This is a genomic window from Novosphingobium huizhouense, from assembly GCF_020179475.1.
GTDB lineage: Bacteria > Pseudomonadota > Alphaproteobacteria > Sphingomonadales > Sphingomonadaceae > Novosphingobium > Novosphingobium huizhouense.
On the sequence record NZ_JAILXZ010000001.1, the window covers coordinates 739692 to 760413 of the forward strand.

19 protein-coding genes are annotated in these 20722 nt (G+C 70.7%); 12 read left to right on the forward strand and 7 right to left on the reverse strand.

The genetic code is table 11. The features are described 5' to 3' along the window. The first annotated feature begins 50 nt into the window (after nt 1–50). Nucleotides 51–746, forward strand: a complete 696-nt coding sequence (locus K3A85_RS03675; RefSeq protein ID WP_449867125.1) for an HPP family protein — start codon at nt 51–53, stop codon at nt 744–746. Here K3A85_RS03675 and K3A85_RS03680 read toward each other — a convergent pair. Beyond that, nucleotides 743–1093, reverse strand: coding sequence for a DUF1244 domain-containing protein (locus tag K3A85_RS03680; protein WP_225205146.1), 351 nt, complete (start codon nt 1091–1093; stop codon nt 743–745). The genes K3A85_RS03675 and K3A85_RS03680 overlap by 4 nt on opposite strands. 84 nt (nt 1094–1177) lie before the next feature. Between K3A85_RS03680 and pyk the strand changes: the two genes are divergently transcribed. Further along, complete coding sequence (gene pyk / locus K3A85_RS03685) at nt 1178–2656, forward strand: pyruvate kinase (protein ID WP_225205147.1); 1479 nt, start codon at nt 1178–1180, stop codon at nt 2654–2656. A 7-nt stretch (nt 2657–2663) separates the two neighbouring features. On the opposite strand, the gene K3A85_RS03690 is transcribed toward pyk, so the two are convergent. From K3A85_RS03690 to K3A85_RS03700, 3 genes are all read right to left on the reverse strand, one after another. Next, nucleotides 2664–3143 (reverse strand): cupin domain-containing protein, encoded by a 480-nt coding sequence (locus tag K3A85_RS03690; RefSeq protein WP_225205148.1) that lies wholly within the window; start codon nt 3141–3143, stop codon nt 2664–2666. An 81-nt stretch (nt 3144–3224) separates the two neighbouring features. After that, nucleotides 3225–4532 carry a sensor domain-containing diguanylate cyclase gene (locus K3A85_RS03695; RefSeq protein ID WP_225205149.1) on the reverse strand — a complete coding sequence of 436 codons (1308 nt, stop codon included), beginning with the start codon at nt 4530–4532 and terminating at the stop codon, nt 3225–3227. A 165-nt stretch (nt 4533–4697) separates the two neighbouring features. Then, a complete protein-coding gene (locus K3A85_RS03700; RefSeq protein WP_225205150.1) occupies nt 4698–5378 on the reverse strand; it encodes a YggS family pyridoxal phosphate-dependent enzyme in 681 nt (226 codons plus the stop codon). Nucleotides 5379–5427: 49 nt separating this feature from the next. Between K3A85_RS03700 and K3A85_RS03705 the strand changes: the two genes are divergently transcribed. The 3 genes from K3A85_RS03705 (at nt 5428) to K3A85_RS03715 (ending at nt 9099) form a co-directional block, all read left to right on the forward strand. Next, on the forward strand, nt 5428–5919 hold the full coding sequence (locus K3A85_RS03705; protein ID WP_404822882.1) for a thiamine phosphate synthase: 492 nt from the start codon (nt 5428–5430) through the stop codon (nt 5917–5919). 101 nt (nt 5920–6020) lie between these two features. Further along, entirely contained in the window at nt 6021–8489 is a 2469-nt protein-coding gene (locus K3A85_RS03710; protein ID WP_225205152.1) for an FtsK/SpoIIIE family DNA translocase, read from the forward strand. A gap of 163 nt (nt 8490–8652) precedes the next feature. Further along, nucleotides 8653–9099 carry a hypothetical protein gene (locus K3A85_RS03715; RefSeq protein ID WP_225205153.1) on the forward strand — a complete coding sequence of 149 codons (447 nt, stop codon included), beginning with the start codon at nt 8653–8655 and terminating at the stop codon, nt 9097–9099. Here the strand turns inward: K3A85_RS03715 and K3A85_RS03720 are convergent. After that, entirely contained in the window at nt 9062–9523 is a 462-nt protein-coding gene (locus K3A85_RS03720) for an Lrp/AsnC family transcriptional regulator (RefSeq protein ID WP_225205154.1), read from the reverse strand. The two genes, K3A85_RS03715 and K3A85_RS03720, sit on opposite strands and share 38 nt — an antisense overlap. A gap of 135 nt (nt 9524–9658) precedes the next feature. Between K3A85_RS03720 and ald the strand changes: the two genes are divergently transcribed. Together ald and K3A85_RS03730 are read left to right on the forward strand one after the other, a co-directional pair. Next, complete coding sequence (ald, locus tag K3A85_RS03725) at nt 9659–10774, forward strand: alanine dehydrogenase (protein ID WP_225205155.1); 1116 nt, start codon at nt 9659–9661, stop codon at nt 10772–10774. Nucleotides 10775–10810: 36 nt separating this feature from the next. After that, a complete protein-coding gene (locus K3A85_RS03730; protein WP_225205156.1) occupies nt 10811–12595 on the forward strand; it encodes a sensor domain-containing diguanylate cyclase in 1785 nt (594 codons plus the stop codon). On the opposite strand, the gene K3A85_RS03735 is transcribed toward K3A85_RS03730, so the two are convergent. Beyond that, on the reverse strand, nt 12592–12996 hold the full coding sequence (locus tag K3A85_RS03735) for an acyl-CoA thioesterase (RefSeq protein ID WP_225205157.1): 405 nt from the start codon (nt 12994–12996) through the stop codon (nt 12592–12594). The genes K3A85_RS03730 and K3A85_RS03735 overlap by 4 nt on opposite strands. A 22-nt stretch (nt 12997–13018) precedes the next feature. Next, nucleotides 13019–15094, reverse strand: coding sequence for a S9 family peptidase (locus tag K3A85_RS03740; protein ID WP_225205158.1), 2076 nt, complete (start codon nt 15092–15094; stop codon nt 13019–13021). A 64-nt stretch (nt 15095–15158) separates the two neighbouring features. Between K3A85_RS03740 and K3A85_RS03745 the strand changes: the two genes are divergently transcribed. The 5 genes from K3A85_RS03745 (at nt 15159) to K3A85_RS03765 (ending at nt 20716) form a co-directional block, all read left to right on the forward strand. Beyond that, nucleotides 15159–16958, forward strand: a complete 1800-nt coding sequence (locus K3A85_RS03745) for an aminopeptidase P family protein (RefSeq protein WP_225205991.1) — start codon at nt 15159–15161, stop codon at nt 16956–16958. A 92-nt stretch (nt 16959–17050) separates the two neighbouring features. Beyond that, complete coding sequence (locus tag K3A85_RS03750) at nt 17051–17422, forward strand: VOC family protein (protein ID WP_225205159.1); 372 nt, start codon at nt 17051–17053, stop codon at nt 17420–17422. Between the two features lie 269 nt (nt 17423–17691). Then, a complete protein-coding gene (locus tag K3A85_RS03755) occupies nt 17692–18435 on the forward strand; it encodes an EF-hand domain-containing protein (RefSeq protein WP_225205160.1) in 744 nt (247 codons plus the stop codon). Between the two features lie 47 nt (nt 18436–18482). After that, complete coding sequence (locus K3A85_RS03760; protein ID WP_225205161.1) at nt 18483–19226, forward strand: response regulator; 744 nt, start codon at nt 18483–18485, stop codon at nt 19224–19226. Between the two features lie 8 nt (nt 19227–19234). Beyond that, a complete protein-coding gene (locus tag K3A85_RS03765; RefSeq protein ID WP_318248059.1) occupies nt 19235–20716 on the forward strand; it encodes a sensor histidine kinase in 1482 nt (493 codons plus the stop codon). Nucleotides 20717–20722: the final 6 nt, after the last annotated feature.

The window sequence follows — 20722 nt, forward strand, 5'->3', positions numbered from 1 at the left end:
CGCCAGCGCTGTATTGCGCCCGGTCAATCGCAGGCGAGGGGGAGGTTGGATTGCCACCGATATTTCGCGGAGCCGCCGCGGCGGCGCAAGGGCGGGCGGCAGGCCGGCTCGGCTGGCTGCGCGGCGCCCTTGGCGCGCTGATTGGGATTGCGCTGGCCGGCCTGGTGACGAGGCTGTTCGCCTATGGCGACGCGCCCTGGCTGGTCGCCCCGCTCGGCGCCTCGGCGGTGCTGGTCTTCGCGGTTCCGGCAAGCCCGTTGGCGCAGCCCTGGTCGGTGCTGGGCGGCAACCTGATTTCCGCCGCGATCGGCCTAGCCCTGGGCCATGCCGTGGGCGCGCCCTGGCTCGCCGCGAGCCTTGCCGTCGGCTTCGCCATCGCGGCGATGACGCTGTCGCGCTGCCTGCACCCGCCGGGCGGCGCCTGCGCGCTGCTCTGCGCCCTGGGAGTGAAGGCGAGCGGGTGGACCTATGCCGTGCTGCTGGTGCCGTTCCTGCCCAACGTGGTCCTGCTGATCTTCGCCGGCTGGGCCTACAACAGCCTGACCGGCCACCCCTGGCCGCACCGGGCGCACCCCGCGCCGGTCCTGCCCGCCGGCACCTGGGCGGGGACCTACGAAGCGGCCGATCTCGACGCCGTGCTCGAGGGGTGGGACGAAGTGCTCGACGTCGAGCGCGAGGATCTCGACGCGCTGTTCCGCGAAGTCGAACAGCGCGTGATCGCGCGCTGGCGGTCGGGCCGGGCCTAGCCCCGCTGCGCCGCCGCGGCGCGGACTTCCTCGTTCTTCTTCAGGCTCCGTTCCATCCGCGCCAGTTGTTCGGGGGTGGCTTCGCTCTGGCGGGTCGCCTTCCATTCGCCCGCCGGCATGCCGTGGATCAGTTCGCGCGCCGCCGCCTTGTCCAGCGTCACGCCCAGCGGAGCACCAGCCTCGACGATCCAGTCGGCCAGGCAATTGCGGCAGAAGCCCGCCAGCCCCATCAGGTCGATGTTCTGCGCATCGTGGCGCAGCTGGAGGTGGCGCACCAGCGTGCGGAAGGCCGCCGCCGCCACTGCATCGGGCAGCGTTTCGAGCGTTACAGGCGCATTCGTATCCATTGCAATCGTCCTTAAGCCATAGGCGCTTGGGTTTTAAGGCGGGTTAGGCCATATCGCGCCCGCAGCAAAGGCAAGGAAGATCCCGTGGCGAACCCGGCAACCCCAGCACGCAAACGCACCGGCAACGATCTTCGCGACCGCAAGGTCAAGATCCTCGCCACGGTCGGCCCGGCCAGCCGCGCGCCCGAGATGCTCGAGAAGCTCCACCGCGCCGGCGCCGACGCCTTCCGCGTCAACATGAGCCATGGCGACCACGCCACCCACGCCGAGACGATCGCCGCGATCCGCGCGCTCGAGGCGAAGGTCGGGCGGCCGATCACCATCCTGTGCGACCTGCAGGGGCCGAAGCTGCGCGTCGGCACGTTCAAGGACGACAAGGCGGTGATCCGCCATTCCGCCCACTTCACGCTCGACCGCAATCCCGAGCCGGGCGACGAAACCCGCGTCTGCCTGCCGCATCCCGAGCTGTTCGGCATCCTCCAGAAGGGCCAGCGCCTGCTGATCGACGACGGCAAGCTGCGCCTGCGCGTGATTCGCGCCGACGACAACGAGATCCTGTGCAGCGCCGAAGTCGGCGGGGTCATCTCCAACCGCAAGGGCGTCAACGTGCCCGACGCGGTCGTGCCGGTGCCGGCGCTGACCGAAAAGGACCGCCGCGACCTCGCCTTCGCGGTCGAACAGGGCGCCGACTGGATCGCGCTGTCGTTCGTCCAGCGGCCCGAGGACGTCGCCGAGGCGCGCCGCCTGATGGGCGGCTACGGCGCGCTGATGGCCAAGATCGAGAAGCCCGCGGCGATCACCCGGCTCGACGAGATCGTCGAACTGGCCGACGGCATCATGGTCGCGCGCGGCGACCTCGGCGTGGAACTGAACCCCGAGGAAGTGCCGCCGCTGCAGAAGCGCATCGTCGAGACCGCGCGCCGCCAGGGCAAGCCGGTGGTGGTGGCGACGCAGATGCTCGAATCGATGATCGAGGCGCCGACGCCGACCCGCGCCGAAGTGTCCGACGTCGCCAACGCGGTCTACGACGGCGCCGACGCGGTGATGCTCTCGGCCGAGACCGCCGCCGGCGCCTGGCCCGAGGAGGCGGTGACGATCATGGACCGCATCGCCGCGCAGGTCGAAGCCGACCCCGGCTATGCCGCGCGGGTCCACTTCATCGAGACCCGGCCCGATCCCACCACCGCCGACGCGCTGGCCGAGGCCTGCGCCTCGATCGCGCAGACGCTGCCGATCTCGGGGATCATCGTGTTCACCGGCTCGGGCTCGACCGCGCGCCGCGTCGCGCGCGAACGGCCGGGGGTGCCGATGCTGGTGCTCACCCCGTCCGAGCGCACCGCGCGCAAGGTCGGCCTGCTGTGGGGCGCGCACGCGGTGCGCACGCAGGACATCGGCAGCTTCGAGGAGATGATCGCCAAGGGCAAGCGCATGGCGCTGCGCCATGGCTTCGGCACGGCGGGTTCGCGCCTGATCACGCTGGCGGGCGTCCCCTTCGGCACGCCGGGCGCGACCAACCTGCTCCACGTGGTCACGCTGACCGGCGACGAACTCAAGCGCCGCTGAACGCGCGCTAGCGCTTCAGCGGGGTGCCCGCCGACGCCGGGGCCGATCCGTCGAGATAGGTCGTCGACCATGGCCCGCTGGCGACGCCGATGATCACCGTATCCTCGTCCGCGCCGTCGTAGTGGACGGCGCCAGCAGGCACCACGATCACGCTCCCGGCAGGATAGGTCCGCGCGCGGGCGCGGTCGGCCGATGCGCCATAGCCGATGCGCAACGCGCCGCGCGCAACGAAGACGCGCGCGGTAGAGCTGTGGCTGTGCGGCGAATCCCAGACACCGGCGGGAATCGAGAACGCATAAGTGAAGGCGGTGCCTGCCTGGTCCCGCCGCCCTTCGAGCAGGGCAAAGCGCGTGCCCTGCGCGCCCCGGGCCTGCCACGGGATTTCTTCAGGGACCCAGCCCTGCGGGGAAGAAGCGGGGTCCGGTTCGGCCGCGAGCGTGGCGGACGACGCAAGGGCGATGGCGGGCAGGATCGACCAGGGGCGCATGGGCATTCTCCTCGCCCGCGTCTTGCCCTGTCCGACCGTGTCGGCGCGTCCCGATCCTTGCGGTCAAAGCCGCAACCGGGCTCAACCCCTGCCGGTCACCGCGAGCCGCGGCGCGACGCCGCCTTCGCGCGCGGCGCGGCGCTCGGCGCAGACGACGCGGTTCTTGCCCGCCTTCTTGGCGGCATAGAGCGCGGCATCGGCAATCGGCACGACGTCCGACGCCGTGGTCGCCGCCTCGGGCACTGCCGCCACGCCGAGCGAGGCGCTGATCGCGCAGGCGTGGACTTCGCTCAGCAGCTCGATCCGCTCGCGCAGGATGTCGGCCTTCTCGGCGGCGTCCTCGAGGCTGCAATCGGGCAGGATCGCCAGCAGCTCCTCGCCGCCATAGCGGCACAGCACGTCGGTCGGGCGCAGCGCGCCGACCATCTGCGCGGCGACGTCGCGCAGCACCGCATCGCCCTTGGCGTGGCCGTGGTCGTCGTTGAGATGCTTGAAGTTGTCGAGATCGAGCATGATCACCGCGGTGCTGCCGCCGGTGCGCGCGCCCAGCGAGACGAACCGCTCGAGCGCGTCCTCCATGTAGCGGCGGTTGTAGAGCCCGGTCAGCGGATCGCGCAGCGACTGCGTGCGCAGCTTTTCGCGCAGCGCGATGTTGGACAGCGCGAGCGACATCGAATCGGCGAGCGCGCGGCCCAGCCGGCGCACCCCGAGCAACCGGGCGAAAACGTCGTGCTGGTCCTCGGGGAGCAGGATCAGCAGCCCGTGGACCTGGCCGCAGGCCATCATCGGGATCTCGACCGTCGCCGCCGCGCTGGCGTGGTGCGAGCAGCACAGCGTGGCGTCCGAGGGCACGTTGACCTGCGGCTTGCCGCGCTTCAGCGCCCAGCAGTTGTGCGGGCTGAGCGTTTCGGGCGCGACGTAGCCCTGCGGCAGGTCCCAGGCCTTGGCGAGGTCGAGCCGGTCGCGCGAATTGTTGAAGATGTAGAGCGCCGCGCCGTAGCGTGGCAGCAGCCGCCGCGCGGTCGCCATCAGCACCGCGCTCGCATCGTCGTAGGTCTCGGCCGCCTGGAGCATGTCGGTCATCGCGAACAGCTCGGCGGTCTGCCAGCGCGCCTCGTCGATCTCGTCTTGGTTGGCGCGGTTGCGCTTGTCGGCGCGCATCGCTAGCGCCTGGAGCGCGAGCTGGCAGGCGAAGACGAGCAGCAGTCCGGTCGAGACCGCATGGAGCACCGAGGATCGACCCGCGTTGTCGACCGCGTTGTGATAGGCGGTGGCGGAAAAGCAGGCGATCACGAGCAGGATCGACGCCACGTGGACGCAGGTCAGCACGAGGTGCGCCGCGTCCGACGCAGCCCGGGCGGCTGCCACGTGTTCCTGGTTCTTGTCCAACGCCGATCCCCTGGCCGCTCTGGAGGCGGCGACCTGCAGCGTTCTACGGGGGCGGGGCCATGCAGGCTGTTAAGGCGTGCCCAAGGGGGAACCGCAGGGCAGGGTTAGCGCCGCGTTTACCCATGCACCCCGAATGGACCCGGCGTGCGCCCGGCGGGCGCCCCGCTACGCGTGCCGCGCCCCGAACAGCGCCGAGCCGACGCGGACGTGGGTGGCGCCGAGCGTGACCGCGGTCTCGAAGTCCTCGCTCATCCCCATCGACAGGCCGGCAAGGCCGTGGTCGGCGGCGAACCTGGCAAGCAGCGCGAAGAACGGCGCGGCCTCGATGCCCGCCGGCGGCACGCACATCAGTCCCTCGACCGGCAGGTCCGCCGCGCGCGCTTCGCCCAGCAGCGCGGGCAGGTCGGCAATCGCGCAGCCGCCCTTCTGCTCCTCGGCGCCGATATTGACCTGGACGAACAGCGGCACGCGCCGCCCGACCTTGTCCATCGCGCGCGCGAGCGCCGCCAGCAGCGAGGGCCGGTCGAGCGAATGGATGCAGTCGAACAGCCGCACCGCGTCCTCGGCCTTGTTCGACTGGAGCTGGCCGACGAGGTGGACCGCGACGTCGGGATGCGCCTCGCGGATCGCCGGGAACTTGGCCTGCGCTTCCTGGACGCGGTTTTCGCCGAACACGCGCTGCCCTTGCGCGATGAGGTCCAGCACCGCCTCGGCCGGCTTGGTCTTGGACACGGCGACCAGCGTCACGCCCTCGGGCGCGCGTCGCGCGATCCGGCAGCTTTGCGCGATGCGCGCGCGCACGTCGTCGAGGGGGGAGAGGGCGGCGGAGTCGGCTGGCGGGTTCATGGCGCGGTGCTATAGCGAAGCGATGGGCCGAAACCACCCCGTCCCCCGCGTGCTGCTGCTCTCCGACGCGCGCAACGACGCGGGGCTCGCGCGCGCCATCGCCCGCCTGCCGCGGGGCAGCGGCTTCGTCTTCCGCCACTATCACCTCGCGCCCGCGGCGCGCACCGCGCGGTTCGACGCTCTCGCCCGGCTGTGCCGCGCCCGCGGCGTCGCGGTGCTCGCGAGCCGGCCGCAGAGGGGCTGGCGGATCGACGGGGTCTATGGCGCGCCGGCGCAGCGCGCCCGGCGGGGCCTGCGCCTCGCCACGGCGCATTCGCTGCGCGAGATCGGGCAGGCGACGCGCGATCGCGCCCACGCGGTGCTGCTCTCGCCGGTCCACCCCACGCGCAGCCATCCCGGCGCCGCCACGCTCGGCGCGGTGCGCTTCCTCCTGCTCGCGCGCCGCGCGCCGCTGCCGGTGATCGCGCTCGGCGGGATGACCCGCGCGCGGGCGCTGCGGCTGGGCCGAGCGCGCTGGGCGGCGATCGACGGGCTCGCCTGAGCGGAAAACCACATTGGAATCTTTCGCGGAATTCCGCAGGATTCTTGACGCTGCCCCCGCTTCGGGCGCATTATGTTCCCCACGGGACGGAAGGGATCGCAATGGCAAGCCGGGCACTATCGACTGCGGGATCGCCCCGCGCGCGCGGCGCTTCCGCGCCCGCAGGCCCGCGCCCGGCCGCGCGTGGCGACTGGCGCGCCATCCTGCGCCGCAGCCTGCGCCGCAGCGCCGAGCTGATCGGCGGCGCGGCGCTGTTCGCGGCGCTGGTGTTCCTCGCGCTCGCGCTCGCCAGCTATACCCAGACCGATCCTTCGGGCAGCACTGCCTCGGGCAGCCCGGTCGAGAACTGGATGGGCCTGCCCGGCGCCTGGGCGGCCGAGCGCGTGCTGATGCTGTTCGGCCTGCCCGGCGCCCTGCTGCTGCCGCTGCTCTATGTCTATGCGCGCCGCCTGTGGGACGCTGCGGGCGACCTGATCGACGAGGGCATCGACGACGAGGAGGACGACGCGCCCCTCGCCGCGCCCGCGTGGTGGCGGCTGGCGCTCCAGCTCGCGCTGGCGATGGCGCTGATCGGCACGACCCTCGCGCTCGCCTTCTCGGCCCCGGGCTGGACCCTGCCCGCGGGCGCGGGCGGCCTGCTCGGCCTGCTCGGCGCCGCCGCGGTGCGCGGCATCGCCCACCTTTCGCCCGCGGGCGAGGGCTGGATCATCCTTGCCCTCGCACTCGTCGCGTTCGGCACGGGCACGCTCGTCCTCGGCCGCGTCTTCGCGTTCGAGTGGCAGCGGCTGCTGACCATCCCGGCCCTGTTCCGTCGCGCGCCGGCCGGGGTCGTGCCGGCAAACGACGAAGGTCTCGCCACCCCGCTGCGCAAGGAGCGCAAGGAGCGCAAGGGAAAGGGGGCCGGGGGGGCCGCCGCCGACGCGGGCGCGATCTTCGCGGAGGCCGAGGTCGAGGCTCCGCCGCGCCGCCCGACCGAGATTTCCGATCCCACCCGGCCGGCCGCGCCGACCCCGCTCGCCGGCGGCGCGAGGCTGCGCCAGGGCGACCTGTTCGACAAGTTCGAGCTGCCGTCCACCGGCCTGCTCGAGGAGCCGGCGCCCAATTCGCAGCCCAAGATCGACAAGCTCGCGCTCGAGCGCAACGCCCGCCTGCTCGAGAACGTGCTCGACGACTTCAACGTCAAGGGCGAGATCACCGCGGTGCGCACCGGCCCGGTGGTGACGATGTACGAGCTGGAGCCCGCGCCCGGGATCAAGGCGAGCCGGGTGATCGGCCTGGCCGACGACATCGCCCGCAACATGAGCGCGATCTCGGCGCGCGTCTCCTCGATCCCCGGCCGCACGGTCATGGGCATCGAACTGCCCAACGCGGTGCGCGACATGGTCTCCTTCCGCGAGATCGTCGAGTGCGACAAGTTCGCCAGCTCCAAGGCGCTGCTGCCGATCATCCTGGGCAAGGACATCGCCGGCGAGCCGGTCGTCGCCGACCTTGCGACGATGCCCCACCTGCTGGTCGCGGGCACCACCGGTTCGGGCAAGTCGGTCGGGCTCAACTGCATCCTGCTCTCGCTGCTCTATCGCCTGACGCCCGCGCAGTGCCGCCTGATCCTGGTCGATCCCAAGGTGCTCGAGCTGAAATCCTACGACGACATCCCGCACCTGCTCTCGCCGGTGGTGACCGAGCCGGCCAAGGCGGTGCGCGCGCTCAAGTGGGCGGTCGAGGAAATGGAGCGGCGCTATCGCCAGATGTCCTCGATCGGGGTGCGCAACCTCTCGGGCTTCAACGAGAAGGTCCGCGCCGCCGCGTCCAAGGGCAAGCCGCTCGGCCGGCGCATCCAGGTCGGCTTCGATCCCGACACCGGCGAGGAGCTGTTCGAGGAGCAGCAGCTCGATTACCAGGTGCTGCCGCAGATCGTGGTCATCGTCGACGAGCTGGCCGACCTCATGGTCACCGTCGGCAAGGAGATCGAAGTCCTGATCCAGCGCCTTTCGCAGAAGAGCCGCGCGGCGGGCATCCACCTGATCATGGCGACGCAGCGCCCCTCGGTCGACGTCATCACCGGCGTGATCAAGGCCAACCTGCCGACGCGCATCAGCTTCGCCGTGACCAGCCGCATCGACAGCCGCACGATCCTGGGCGAACAGGGCGCCGAGCAGCTGCTGGGCAAGGGCGACATGCTCTACAAGCCCAACACCGACCCGATCAAGCGCGTCCACGGCCCCTTCGTCAGCGACGAGGAAGTCGAGAAGGTCGCCAACCACTGGCGCAGCCAGGGCAGCCCGGAATACGTCGATTCGGTCACCGAGGAACCCGAGGACGGCGGTTTCGGCTTCGACGACCTCGATGCGACCGCCTCGGACAATCCCGAGGAGCGCAAGTATCGCCAGGTCTGCCAGCTGGTGTTCGAAAGCCAGAAGGCCTCGGCCAGCTGGATCCAGCGCCAGATGGGGGTGGGCTACAACACCGCGTCGAAGTGGATCGAGCGGATGGAGGCCGATGGCCTGGTCGGCCCCGCCAACCATGTCGGCCGCCGCGAGATCTATCGCGACAAGGACGGCAATCCGTTGTGACCGCAGCCGGATTCGGTCTTTTGCAAAGTTGCCCTTAACCAGCGCCGCGCGGCGCCGTCCTTGTCGATGGACCGGCGGGTCGGGGTCTTTGTCTTCCACCGTCGCCTTCCGGCGCGCCGGTCCAAAATCGTGGAGAGACAGACCGCAAGAGGACGCGCCGCCCATGCAAGCCCTGACCCAGTGCTGGTTCACCCGCATGCATCGTCCCGAGCGCTGGATCGAGCACGATGAGGACGGCTCGCACCTGTCCGCCTGCCGCTATTGCGAGCGGCGCATCGTCAGCTGGGATCGCGATTCGTGGTATCTCGCCGACGGGTTCAACGTCAGCCGGCTGGCCGAGACGGTCGGCGCCCGCTCGCTGACCCTGGTCGACGTGACCGAGGACCTGGTGGTCCATCGCTTCCCGCTCGCCCACCTCGTCGACGAAGCGGCGGTCGATGCGCTCAAGCAGCAGATCGCGGCCGAATACGGGCTGGGCGAAGCGGGCTCGCCACTGCGCCTGATCGACAGCGGACCGGGCCCGCGCGGCCGGCCGCGCCCGCGCCCACGCGCGGCGCCCTCTCGCGCCGGGGTCAGGCCCGCCGCGCCGGATAGCCGGCAAAGCGCTTGATCCGGCGCAGCGAGAAGCTCGAGCGCATCGCCGAGACGCCGGGCAGGCGGGCGAGGCAGTCGCGGTGGATCGCATCGTACTGGCCGAGGTCGGCGGCGGCGACGCGCAGCAGGTAGTCCGCGCTGCCGCTCATCAGGTGGCATTCGAGGATGTCGTCGAAATCGCCCACCGCGCGCTCGAAGCGGTCCATCGCCTCGCGGCTCTGGCTGGTCAGCGTGATCTCGACAAAGACCTCGACGGTAAGGCCCAGCCGGTGCGGATCGAGCCGCGCGGCATAGCCTTCGATCACGCCCTTTTCCTCGAGCGCGCGAATGCGGCGGTGGCACGCCGAGGGCGAGAGCGCGAGCGCTTCGGCAAGCTCGGCGATTGAGCGCGACGAATCGCGTTGCAGTGCTTCGATCAGCGCGATGTCCGCACGGTCCATGCAGGATTGTCCCGGTTTTTGGCGTTCGCGCGGGAATAATTCCCGCAGGCGTGCGCGCGCAAGCCCCAATCCGGTGAAACATCGCGCGGCGTTGCGCGTATCCTCGGCGCCACGAGGAACCCCGGGAGAGTTGCGATGCGTGTCGGCACCGTCCGCGAGATCAAGAACCACGAATACCGCGTCGGGCTGACCCCCGAGAGCGCGCGCGAGCTTGTCGTCCATGGCCACGAGGTCTGGGTCGAGACCGGCGCCGGGCTCGGCATCGGCGCGAGCGACGCCGACTACGAAGCTGCCGGCGCGACGATCCAGCCCGACGCCCGGACGGTGTTCGACGGCTGCGAGATGATCGTCAAGGTCAAGGAGCCGCAGGCGGTCGAGCGCGCGATGCTGCGCGAGGGCCAGGTGCTCTACACCTATCTCCACCTCGCGCCCGATCCTGAACAGACCGCGGACCTGGTCAAGTCGGGCGTCACCGCGATCGCCTACGAGACGGTGACAGGGCCGAACGGCTCGCTGCCGCTCCTCAAGCCGATGAGCCAGGTCGCCGGGCGCATGTCGATCCAGGCCGGCGCCACCGCGCTCGAAAAGGCGCACGGCGGGCGCGGCGTGCTGCTGGGCGGCGTGCCGGGCGTGCTGCCGGGCAAGGTCGCGGTGATCGGCGGCGGCGTGGTCGGGTTCAACGCCGCGCAGATGGCGGTGGGCCTCGGCGCCGACGTGACCGTGCTCGATCGCGATCCGGACGTGCTTGAACGGCTCGGCATCCATTTCGAGGCGCGCGCCAAGACCCGCTTTTCCAATCGCGCCAACCTCGCCGCCGCGGTGGCCGAGGCGGACCTGGTGATCGGCGCGGTGCTGATCCCCGGCGCCGCCGCGCCCAAGCTGGTGACGCGCGAGATGCTCGGCACGATGAAGCCGGGCGCGGTGCTGGTCGACGTCGCGATCGACCAGGGCGGCTGCTTCGAGACCAGCCATGCGACGACCCACGCCGAGCCGACCTATGTCGTCGACGGCATCGTCCACTACTGCGTGGCCAACATGCCGGGCGCGGTGGCGCGGACGAGCACCTATGCGCTCAACAACGTGACGCTGCCGCACGCGCTGCGCATCGCCGATCTCGGCTGGCAGGAAGCGCTGCGCCGCGACGCCCACCTCGCCGAAGGTCTTAACGTTCACGCAGGGCACGTAACCTACGAAGCGGTCGCGCGGGAACTGGGCTACGACTACGAGCCTTACGCAAAATTACTTATGTAATTTAACTGGAAATAAGACCTGCTGTTCTAAGCAGGCATGATGGTCCGGATCGCAAAGCCGCACACGGGAGGCCTTGCGCGCGATGTCGCTTGCGCGCCGGCATCGCCCTGCGCGCTGTTCGCGGCCCTTTTCGCCAGCGTGCTCGCCGCGCTCGTCGCCGGGCTGTTCGCGTTCCCCGGCAGCGCGCGGGCGGCGCCGATCCGCGCCGCGCAGACCTGCCACGCGAGCGCGGCGCTGGGCGAGGACTTCGCGACGATCGACCCGGCGCGCTGGATCTGCGCCGACAATCATTACAGCATCGCCGAGGACGTGATCTTCGTGCGCTTCCGGCTCGATCCGGCGGCGCCGCGCCCGGCGGGCTTCGTCACCCACGCGGTGACCTTCGCGCGAATCGACCTGACCGTGATCGACGCCGACGGGACCCGGCGCACGCAGCGCTATTCCGCCGCCCAGACCCACCACATGGGCGGCGGGCCGCTGGTCAGCGCACCGCTGCCGCCGGTCACCGGGCAGAGCCGCTTCGTCGTCGCGCGAATCGTCGGGCCGTGGTCGAAGACGCTGGCGAGCGACGCCCGGCTCGACAGCGAGCCGCTCGGCAGCGGCTGGATGCTGGGCCAGATCGTCGCGGTGGCGGGGATCTGCGGCATGCTGGTGGTGCCGCTGCTGATGGCCGGCGGCTACTGGGTGGTGCTGCGCGAACCCTATGTCGTCTGGCACACCCTGCTGATCTTCGCGATGCTCGCGCAGGCGCTGGTCGGAACCGGCTTCATCCACATCCTCGCCGAGCCGACGATCTTCGTGGAAGGCGCGATATCGACCTTCTGCTACGCGCTGATGGGCGCGAGCGCGCTGATGTTCGTCGCGACCTTCATCGAGCCGGGGATGCTCGGCCGGCGCACCGCCTTCGCCACCCGCGTGATCGTTGCGCTGACCTTGTGCTGCGGCCTCGTTTCGACGCTGCCGTTCGAGGTGCTGCGACCCTATTCGACGATGTCGGTCTACCTCGCGATGGGCATGGCGATCGCGTTCATCGTCTGGGGGATGATCGATGCCTGGCGCCACGGTAGCCGGCTGGTGCTCTACCAGATCGTCGGCTGGGCGCCGGCGCTGCTGGTCGCGGGCTACCGCATCGCGCGCTACGTCTCGCCCGATGCGCAGCCGACCAACGCGATCGCCGCGCAGCAGCTTGCCCTTGCGGTCGAGGTCATCGTCAGCTCGATGGGCATCCTCAGCCGCCTGCTCGACCTGCGGCGCGAGCGCGACCGCGCGACCGCGCTGGCGCTCGAGCTCGAAGGCGTCGCCGGGCGCGATGCGCTGACCGGGCTGTGGAACCGCCGCTCGATCGAGCAGCGCTTCGAGGACCTGTTCGCGCAAGGGTTCCGCACGATGGCGGTGCTCGATCTCGATCATTTCAAGAGCATCAACGACCGCCACGGCCACGCCATGGGCGACGCCGTGCTCAGGATCGTGGCGCATGCGCTCGCCGGCGACGGCGACACCCGCGCGGTGCGGCTGGGCGGCGAGGAGTTCCTGCTGCTGCTGCGCGGCAGCGATTCGGCCGAGCGCGCCGAGCGCCGCCGCCGCGCGATCAGCACGCGCATCGCGCTCGAGCTGCCGGGGCTCGACCGCGTCGTCACCGCCAGCATGGGGCTGGTCGAGCACGACCTCCACGGCCAGCTCGCCGCGCGCTTCGACGCGCTCTATGCGCACTGCGACCGCCTGCTCTACGAAGCCAAGCGGCTCGGCCGCAACCGCACGATGCGCGAGCGGCTGACCGCGTTCACCCCGCCCGAGCCGCTGAGTGCGGTCGCCGCCGGCTAGGGCTTGTCCGGCAGGAACGGCGCCGCGACGTCGGCCGGCACGCGCAGCAGCCGCCCGCTCGCCTTGTCGAGCAGCGCCCAGGTCGTCCTTGCCGCGACGATCACCTTGCCCCGGCCATCGCGGAACTCGACGCAGCGATCGAACCGCGCGCCCGACGGCGGCTGCGGGATGAAGGTTTCGGCGGTCACGGTTTCGCCCTCGCCGATGTTGCCGCGATAATCGATCTCGTGCCGGGTCACGACCCAGACATAGGCGGCCTGGTGCTCTGCCGGCGCGACCGCCTCCCAATGGGCGACGGCCAGCGCCTCCATCCACTGCACCCAGACCGCGTTGTTGACGTGGCCCATCACGTCGATGTGTTCGGCAAGCGCGGTGAAGGTAAGCGTGTGTCGGTTGCTCATCGTATCGCTCCGGGCGCGCCGCTCAGGCGGGCACGCCCAGCTGCCAGAGCACGAAGGCGTACTCCTCGGCGACTTCGTTGATCGATCCGAACCTGCCCGACTTGCCGCCGTGCCCTGCGCCCATGTTGGTCTTGAGCAGCAGCTCGTTGGCGTCGGTCTTCACTTCGCGCAGCTTCGCCACCCACTTGGCCGGTTCCCAGTAGGTCACGCGCGGATCGTTCAATCCGGCGGTGACCAGCAGCGGCGGGTAGGCCTGCGGCTTGACCTGATCGTAGGGCGAATAGGAGCGGATCAGCTCGAACGCGGCGGCGTCCTCGATCGGGTTGCCCCATTCGGGCCATTCGCCCGGGGTCAGCGGCAGGCTCTCGTCGAGCATGGTGTTGAGCACGTCGACGAAGGGCACGTGCGCCACCACCGCGCCGAACAGGTGCGGATCGGAATTGATCACCGCGCCCATCAGCTCGCCCCCGGCCGAGCCGCCCGAGATCGAGATGCGCCCTTCCTTGGTAAAGCCGCGTTCGATGAGCCCGCGCGCGACGTCGACGAAATCGTTGAAGGTGTTGGTGCGCTTGTCGAGCTTGCCGTCCTTGTACCAGCGCCGACCGAGGTCGTCGCCGCCCCGGATATGCGCGATGGCATAGGCAAAGCCGCGATCGACGAGGCTGAGCCGCGTGGTCGAGAAACCGGGGCCGATGGCGATGCCATAGGCGCCGTAGCCGTAGAGGTGGAGCGGGCCCGCTGCTTCGCGGTCCTTGCGCCAGAGCACCGAGACCGGCACCGCAGTGCCGTCGCGTGCAGGGATCTCGAGCCGCGCGGTCTCGTAGAGCGAGGCGTCGTAGCCGCTCGGGATCTCCTGCACCTTGAGCAGTTCGAGCGACCCGTCGGCGACGTGGTAGTCATAGACCGAAGCCGGGCTGACCATCGATTCATAGCTCACCCGCAGCTTGTCGACCGCCCATTCGGGATTGTCGCCAAGGCTCGCCTCGTAGCTCGCCTCGGGGAAGGCGATCGGTTCGATCCGCGCGGGATCGTCGTAATAGCGCACCTCGATCCGGTCGAGCCCGCGCACGCGGCCCTCGACGACGTAAAAGTCGCGGAACAGGTCGAACCCGGTCAGGTAGAAGTCGTCGCTGCCCGCGATCAGCGTGGTCCACTCGCCGGGCGTGGCCAGCGGCGCGGTGGCGAGGCGGAAGTTCTCGTGGGTGTCGTTGGTGTGGACGAACAGCGTATCGTCGCGCACGTCGACATCGTATTCGACGCCCGCCTGCCGCGGCTTGACGAGCAGCGGGGCCTTGAGCGGATCGTCGGCGGGGACGAGCCGCACTTCGCTGGTCTCGTGGTCGCCGGTCGACAGGATCAGCCACTTCTCGTTGGCCGACAGCGACGCGCCGGCGCGGAAGCCTTCGTCGTCCTCGTGGTAGAGTTCCACGTCCTCGCTCACCGGCTGGCCGAGCCAGTGCAGGCGGACGTTGTCGGTGCGCCAGTTCTCGTTGGCGAGCGAATAGACGAGGCCGCTGTCGCCCTTGACCCAGATCAGGCCCGAATTGGTGCCCTCGATCACGTCGGGCAGGACTTCGCCGCTGGCGATGACCTTGATCCGCACGGTGTAGCGTTCCGAGCCGTTGTCGTCGACGCTCCAGGCGAGGCGGGTCCCGTCGTTCGAGACCGAGATCGCGCCGAGGCGGAAGTAGTCGTGGCCCTGCGCGAGCGCGACTTCGTCGAGGATCAGTTCGTCGGCGCTGCCGTCGTCGGCCGCGCCCACCGGGCGGCGCCACCACTTCTTGTATTCGGCGCCTTCCTCGAATTCGATCCAGTAGAGGAAATCGCCGTCCTTCTGCGGCACCGACTTGTCGGCTTCCTTCACCCGCGCGCGCATCTCGGCGAACAGCGCGTCGATCGTGCCCTGGTGCGGCTGCATCCGCGCTTCGAACCAGGCGTTCTCCGCCTTGAGGTGGTCGAGCACCGCCTGATCCTCGACCTTGGGATAGCCGGGATCGCGCAGCCAGGCGTAGTCGTCGATGACGGTGAAACCGTGGCGAGTGAAGCTCGAGGGCTTCTTGGCGGCGATCGGCGGGGTGGTCTGTTCCATGCCCTGCATCTATGGTCCCCGCATGACGCCCGCAAGGCGAACGACATTCGCGCACAGGACACGAACCATGCTGATGCACACCCATGAAGCCCGACTCGACGCGCTGCGCAAGGAACTGGCGGCGCGCGGCCTCGATGGCTTCGTCATCCCGATCTCCGACGAACACATGAGCGAATATGTCGGAGCCTATGCGCAGCGGCTCGCCTGGCTGACCGGCTTCGGCGGTTCGGCCGGGACCGCGGTGGTGCTGAAGGAAAAGGCCGCGATCTTCGTCGACGGACGCTACACGCTGCAGGTGCGCGATCAGGTCGATGGGCGCTTCTGGGAATACCAGTCGGTGCCGCAGACCTCGGTCGCCGAGTGGCTGGCGCGGAACGCGCCCGAAGGCGCGACCATCGGCTATGACGCCTGGCTCCATGCCAAGGGCTGGGCGGTCGGCGTCGCCCAGGCGCTCGAAGCGCGCGGCGCGCGGCTGGTCGCGGTCGAGGGCAACCCAGTCGACGCGGTGTGGGAGGACCGTCCTGCGCCCTCGCTCGCCCCCGCGCTGGTTCATGCCGACGGCCACGCCGGGCAATCGGGCAACGAAAAGCGCGCCGCCGTGGCCGAATGGCTCGCCGCCCACGCGCTCGACGCGGTGGTGATCTCGGCGCTCGATTCGGTCGCCTGGCTGCTCAACCTGCGGGGCAGCGACGTCGAGCGCACGCCGGTGGCGCTCTCGTTCGTGCTGGCCCATGCCGACGGCACCGCCGACCTGTTCATCGCGCCCGAGAAGGTGACGCCCGAGCTCGTCGCGCACCTCGGCAATGCCGTGCGGATCGCTCCGCGCGATGCCTTCGTGCCCGCGCTGCAGGCGCTCGCCGGCAAGAAGGTCGCGGTCGATCCCGAACGCGCGGTGGCGGCGATCTTCGCAACGCTGGAAGCCGCCGGGGCGCGCGTCGTCGCGGTGACCGATCCCACCGTACTGCCCAAGGCGATCAAGAACCCGGTCGAGCAGGCCGGGCACAAGGCCGCGCAGGAACGCGACGGCGCCGCCGTCGCGCGCTTCCTGCACTGGGTGACGACGACCGCGCCGCAGGGCGGGGTGACCGAGCTTTCCGCTTCGGACAAGCTGGAAGCGTTCCGCGCCGAGGGCGGGCTGCTGCGCGACCTCTCGTTCGACACGATCTCGGGCGCGGGGCCGAACGGGGCGGTGGTGCACTACCGCGTCAGCGAGGAGACCAACCGCGCGCTCGAGCCCAACAGCGTTTACCTCGTCGATTCGGGCGGGCAGTACGTCGATGGCACCACCGACATCACGCGCACCGTCTGGATCGGCCCCGATGCGCCGCCGGCCGAGGTCAAGGACCGCTTCACCCGCGTGCTCAAGGGCCACATCGCGCTCGACCGCGCGGTCTTCCCCAAGGGCACCGCCGGCAGCCAGCTCGACGCTTTCGCGCGCCAGTTCCTGTGGCAGGCGGGGCTCGACTACGCGCACGGCACCGGCCACGGCGTCGGCAGCTTCCTGTCGGTCCACGAAGGGCCGCAGCGCATCGCCAAGGCGGCGGGCGGACAGGCCGGCACCGGGCAGGACCTGCGTCCGGGCATGATCCTGTCGAACGAACCCGGCTACTACAAGACCGGCGAATACGGCATCCGCATCGAGAACCTGGTCCTCGTCGAGCAGCGCGAGATCGCCGGGGCCGAAGGCGAATTCTACGGCTTCGAGACGCTGACCCACGTGCCGATCGAGCGCGCGCTGGTCGACGAGACGCTGTTGACGGCCGAGGAACGCGCCTGGTGGAACGCCTATCACGCGCGCACCTTCGCGCTGCTTGCGCCGCAGCTTTCGGGCGACGACCTTGCCTGGCTGGAGCAGGCCTGCGCACCGCTGTGACGCAAGCTTGCCGGCGCATTTGTTCGTGATATGTTCTTCCCGTCGCCCGGCCTCGTTTGCGAGTCGGGCGGCGACGACAGGGAGACAGGACGATGATCGGATACGTGACGCTCGGCACCCGTGATCTCGCGCGCGGGGCGGCCTTCTACGACGCGCTCGCCGCCGAACTCGGCACCGGGCGGATGATGGAGTGGGACGGCGCGATTGCCTGGGGCACGCCCGGCGGTGGCGCGGGCATCGGCCTCACCCTGCCGTTCGACGGGCAGCCCGCCACCGTCGGCAACGGCGTGATGGTCGCGCTAGAGGCGAAGGATGAAGCGCAGGTCGGCCGGCTCCATGCCATCGCGCTGGCGCACGGCGGCACGTGCGAGGGCGCGCCCGGCCCGCGCGGCGAGGAGGGGTTCTACGCCGCCTACTTCCGCGACCCCGACGGCAACAAGCTCAACGCCTTCGTCATGGGCTGAAGGCGGGCAGGCAGGCGGCTCCCCGCTCCTCTCTAGCTTGCCCGTTGATGAACGCGGCTCTGCGGCTGTGACAAACTGCGACAAAATGCCCCGGTGCGCGGCATAGTTGCGCGACAAGCTGCGCCTATACCGCTGCTCAAGGAAGCTGTGGCGAACGGTTCCCCTCTCCAGCCCCTCGGGGTCGGGGCGGACGGACACTCCCCCTTCGGCCGCTGCCCCCTGCCGCGCGCCGCAGCTTCCTCCAGTTTTTCAACGGACCGGAGCCGCCAGTGACCAGCAACGCGATCAAGAAATACGTCCTCGGCGTGTCCGCCGCCGCTCTCGTGCTCGGCGCCGGCACGCTCTATGCCGCGGCGCCCGATGGCGCCACGCCGCCCGCGCCCCCGGCGCCGCACCGCATGCACGGCGGCGCCGATGCCGACGGCGACGGCACGGTGACCTGGGCCGAGGCCAAGGCGGGCGCCGACGCGATGTGGGCGAAGCTCGACGTCAATGGCGACGGCAAGCTCGACCAGGCCGACCGCGATGCCAGGACCGCGAAGAAGTTCGACGAGATCGACACCAACCGCGACGGCGCGATCAGCCGCGACGAGTTCGTTGCGCACCACCGTGCGATGAAGGGCCCGATGGGCGGCCCCGACATGCCTCCGCCGCCGCCCGGCGCCGACGGCCCGCCGCCTCCTGGCGCCGAGGGTCCGATGGCCGGTGGACCCGACGGTCCGATGCGCGGCCCGCACGGCATGCGCGGCGGCCGCGGCGGCGACATGATGATGGGCGGGCCGATGCTGCTGATGCTTGCCGACGCGAACAAGGACGGCGCCGTCACCCGCGCCGAATACGACGCCGCGGTCAAGGCGCACTTCGATGCCGCCGATGCCAACCACGACGGCAAGATCACCCGCGAGGAGCGCCGCGCCGCGTTCCGGGCGATGCGACCGCGCGCCCGCGACGGCGAGCCGATGGGCGGGATGGGAGGCGGTATGGGCGACATGATGCCACCGCCCGGCGAGTGATCCTGCCGGTGCGTGATTTGGCGCCAATTCTGCGATAAGCCGGCGCGATGACCGAGACCACGCCCACCCGCGTCCTCCTCGTCGACGACGAACCGGCCCTTCGGGAGCCCCTGGCGGACTACCTCGTCCGCCAGGGCTTCGCCGTGACCCAGGCCGGAACCGCTGCCGAAGCGCGCAGCCGCCTGCTCGAGAGCGAGGGCGGGCAGCGGCCCGACATCGCCCTGCTCGACATCATGATGCCGGGCGAGGACGGGCTGTCGCTGTGCCGCCACCTCGTCGAGGCGCGGCAGCTTCCGGTGATCTTCATCACCGCGCGCGGCGAGGCGACCGACCGCATCGTCGGGCTCGAGATCGGCGCCGACGATTACGTGGTCAAGCCCTTCGACCCGCGCGAACTGGTCGCGCGCATCCGCAGCGTGCTGCGCCGCGCCGCGCGCCAGCCGGCCGAAAGCGGCGATGCGTTCGTCTACGAATTCGAAGGCTGGTGCCTCGATCCGCTCAAGCGCCGCCTGACCGATCCCGAAGGCGCGGCGGTGGCGATCTCCTCGGCCGAGTTCCGCCTGCTGCTCGCCTTCCTCGACCACCCGCGCCAAGTGCTCGACCGCGACCGCCTGCTCGACATGGTGCAGGGGCGCGAGGCGCACCTGTTCGACCGGGCGATCGACAACCAGATCAGCCGCCTGCGCCGCAAGATCGAGGTCGACAGCCGCAATCCGCAGCTGGTCCAGACCGTGTGGGGCGGCGGCTACATGCTTGCGGCCGAAGTGCGCAAGCGCCCGGCGACCGACTGACCGCGACGGTGCGCGCGCTCTCTTCCCGCCTGCGCCGGCTCCCGGTCTGGCCGCGCAGCCTCCAGGGGCAGATGCTGCTGGCGCTGGCGCTCGCGCTGATGGTGGCGCAAGGGCTGTCCTCTGGCCTGATGTGGCGCGCGCAGCACGAGCGGCACCTCAACGGCATGGTCAACGCGCTCGCCTTCCGCCTGCTCGGCCAGTTGCCGCAGGACGGCCCCCCGCCGCCTGACGGACCTCCCCCGCCCGATGGACCGCCCCAGTCCGCCGCAGATGCGCAAGGCCGGTTCCATCGTCGCCCCGACGACGGCTTCCGCCTGCCGCGGCCGCTGCGGCTGCGGATCGAATCCACGTTCGCTGCGGGCAGGGGCGATCATCGCCGCAGCGATGCCGAAACGCCGCTGCAGGAAGTGCTCGAAGCGCAGGGCCTTGCCGAACCGACGGTCGTGGTGATCGAGCGCCGGCCGTGGGACGACCCCGTCATCGGGCGCTGGTTCCGCACCACGCGCCGCCCGCCGCTCGTCAATGCCGACGACGATCCGCCGCGCCTGGTCCTCGCCGCGCTGCGCCAGGCCGACGGGCGCTGGCTGGTGGCGCGGGTGCTGGTGCCCGCCGACGAGCGGCGCATCCTGATCTCGCTGCTGCTGCAGACGGTGTTCACCTACATCGTGCTGGTCGGCGCGACTGCGCTGATCGTGCGGCGCATCGCCCGGCCCCTGCGCGCGCTGACCCGCCGGGTCGAGAGCTTCGCCGCCGACCGCTCGCTCGACGGCCAGCTCGCCCCCGAAGGACCCGAGGACGTGCAGCGGCTGATCGAGGCGCACAACGCGATGGAGCACCGGATCGTTTCGCTGCTCGATGAAAAGGACGTGATGCTCGGCGCGATCGGCCACGATCTCAAGACCCCGCTCGCCGCGCTGCGCGTGCGGATCGAGGCGGTCGACGACGATGCCGAGCGCGCGCGGATGGCCGCCACGATCGAGGACATCACCCGCTCGCTCGACGACATCCTCTCGCTCGCCCGCGTCGGTCGGCCGACCGACCCGGTGGAGAGCACGCAGCTGTCCGCGCTCGTCGCCGACGTGGTCGGCGAATACGAGGACATGGGCGAGGACGTCGACCTCGGCGAGACCGAGCGCATGGTCCTGCGCCTGCGGCCGACCTGGCTGCGCCGGGCCTTGCGCAACCTCGTCTCCAATGCGCTGCGCTACGGCATGCGCGCGCGCATCTCGCTGGTGCGCGACGGACGCCATGCGCTGCTGCGGGTGGAGGACGATGGCCCGGGCATTCCCGAAGCGGAGATCGCGCGGATGATGGAGCCGTTCACCCGGCTCGAAGCCTCGCGCAACAGCGCCACCGGCGGCGCCGGGCTCGGCCTTGCGCTCGCCCGCGCCATTGCCGAGCAGCACGGCGGCAGTCTCGTGCTGAAGAACCGGCTCGATGGCGGCAAGGTCGCAGGGCTCGCCGCCGAACTGCGGCTTCCGCTCGCCTGACCGGCG

Excerpts from the sequence above, each read along its gene's own strand:
- K3A85_RS03680 (WP_225205146.1), bottom strand. The coding sequence starts at position 1,093 with ATGGATACGAATGCGCCTGTAACGCTCGAAACGCTGCCCGATGCAGTG.
- K3A85_RS03690 (WP_225205148.1), bottom strand. The coding sequence starts at position 3,143 with ATGCGCCCCTGGTCGATCCTGCCCGCCATCGCCCTTGCGTCGTCCGCC.
- K3A85_RS03700 (WP_225205150.1), bottom strand. The coding sequence starts at position 5,378 with ATGAACCCGCCAGCCGACTCCGCCGCCCTCTCCCCCCTCGACGACGTG.
- K3A85_RS03710 (WP_225205152.1), top strand. The coding sequence starts at position 6,021 with ATGGCAAGCCGGGCACTATCGACTGCGGGATCGCCCCGCGCGCGCGGC.
- K3A85_RS03715 (WP_225205153.1), top strand. The coding sequence starts at position 8,653 with ATGCAAGCCCTGACCCAGTGCTGGTTCACCCGCATGCATCGTCCCGAG.
- K3A85_RS03720 (WP_225205154.1), bottom strand. The coding sequence starts at position 9,523 with ATGGACCGTGCGGACATCGCGCTGATCGAAGCACTGCAACGCGATTCG.
- ald (WP_225205155.1), top strand. The coding sequence starts at position 9,659 with ATGCGTGTCGGCACCGTCCGCGAGATCAAGAACCACGAATACCGCGTC.
- K3A85_RS03730 (WP_225205156.1), top strand. The coding sequence starts at position 10,811 with ATGATGGTCCGGATCGCAAAGCCGCACACGGGAGGCCTTGCGCGCGAT.
- K3A85_RS03735 (WP_225205157.1), bottom strand. The coding sequence starts at position 12,996 with ATGAGCAACCGACACACGCTTACCTTCACCGCGCTTGCCGAACACATC.
- K3A85_RS03740 (WP_225205158.1), bottom strand. The coding sequence starts at position 15,094 with ATGCAGGGCATGGAACAGACCACCCCGCCGATCGCCGCCAAGAAGCCC.
- K3A85_RS03745 (WP_225205991.1), top strand. The coding sequence starts at position 15,159 with ATGCACACCCATGAAGCCCGACTCGACGCGCTGCGCAAGGAACTGGCG.
- K3A85_RS03750 (WP_225205159.1), top strand. The coding sequence starts at position 17,051 with ATGATCGGATACGTGACGCTCGGCACCCGTGATCTCGCGCGCGGGGCG.
- K3A85_RS03760 (WP_225205161.1), top strand. The coding sequence starts at position 18,483 with ATGACCGAGACCACGCCCACCCGCGTCCTCCTCGTCGACGACGAACCG.